We start from the raw sequence: 1,459 nt of genomic DNA, 5'->3' as shown, positions 1-1,459 counted from the left end.
ATTCATAGATGGTCGCCCCGGTTTGCCAAGCCTTCAATTGATGACGGTGAGTTAGGTTGAGATTGCAGCCATAGATCCGGACTGTGATCGAGGCTACTGCCTCTGTCCCTGATGGAATTCGCTGACTGGCTCCTCTATCAGTTTGTCGCTCTCGAAAGTGCTTTGAATACCTCGGGTTTTGCCAGTCACGGTCTGACCTGTCTCGCCATCACGTCATGATTGCCTGTGCAATCGGTGGTTCTTTTTCTGCCTTTGCTATTGTCCTGTCATTACGCCGCTAGGATTGTGCCTGTGCTGTATTGCGCATCAAATTCTCGGTCATTTGCTAGTAGAGCCCAGACGATGCGGGCCGTCTTGTTGGCCTGTGCTACCGCCGCCACATTATGATTGCGCCGCGCCATAACCCCCTCCAGCCAACTACCTGCGTGTTGTGCCTTGCTCTTCACCACCCGCAGCACGGCGCGGGCGCCATGGATGAGTAGGGTGCGCAGATAAGTATCGCCGCGCTTGCTTATCCCCAGCAGTGTTGGCTTGCCGCCGCTGGAGTGTTGCCTGGGCACCAACCCCAGCCAGGCTGCCAACTGCCGGCCGTTCTGAAACTGTTTGGCATCGCCGATGGTAGCAACCAGCGCGCTGGCTGTGAGTGGACCGATACCCGGTATCTTCGCCAGTTTCTGGCTGGCCGGACTGTCCTGATGCCAACTTTGGAGCTGAACGTCCAATTCCCTCACCTGCTTATCGAGCTCCTTGAAGTGAGCGCTCAAGCGGTCGAGTAACTGACGAAACCGCCCTGGCAAGCCATTATCCCCCGCCTCCAGAATGTCAGGCAGGTGCTGATTGATGTGGCGAATGCCCTTGGGGATGATAATACCGTGCTCCGCTAGCAGCCCCCGGAGTTGGTTTGCCTGCGCGGTCCTCGCCTTGACGAATCCCTGGCGGGCCCGATGCATTGCCAGGACGGCCAGTTGTTCGCTGTTTTTAATCGGCACGAAGCGCATGTTCGGGCGGCTCACCGCCTCGCAAATGGCTTCGGCATCGGCCGCATCGTTCTTGTTGGTTTTGACGTAAGGTTTGACGAACTGCGGTGCCATCAGCTTGACGGTATGCCCCAGCGCCTGAAGTTTGTTAGCCCAGAAGTGGGCGCTGCCGCAGGCCTCCATGCCAATCAGACAGGCGGGTCGGTTGCTGAAGAACGGCACCACCTGCTCGCGTTTGAGTTTCTTGTTGAGGATCCGCTTGCCGTGCACATCGACGCAATGGACTTGGATGCAGGATTTTGCCAGATCGATACCAATCGTTGTAATGTTCATCACGGCCGCCTCTCTCAATCAGTGGGAAGTTTCATTCGCCACTTTGGCACGTTAGATGCCATTTTGGGGAGGGGCGACCATTCCATTAGTTTATTTATGGCGCTGACATACGCCATGACTTCTCCCACTTGGCCGTTGTAGTTACGCAG

1 protein-coding gene is annotated in these 1,459 nt (G+C 56.3%); it reads right to left on the bottom strand.

What is annotated here, in order from left to right; translation table 11 throughout:
* Window positions 1–269: 269 nt before the first annotated feature.
* Window positions 270–1,310 (bottom strand): IS110-like element ISAve1 family transposase, encoded by a 1,041-nt coding sequence (locus BN1139_RS20575; RefSeq protein ID WP_005351369.1) that lies wholly within the window; start codon window positions 1,308–1,310, stop codon window positions 270–272.
* Window positions 1,311–1,459: the final 149 nt, after the last annotated feature.

Source organism: Aeromonas veronii bv. veronii, from assembly GCF_000820225.1.
In the GTDB taxonomy this organism is placed as follows: domain Bacteria; phylum Pseudomonadota; class Gammaproteobacteria; order Enterobacterales; family Aeromonadaceae; genus Aeromonas; species Aeromonas veronii.
This window is presented reverse-complemented; position numbering and strand designations above follow the sequence as displayed.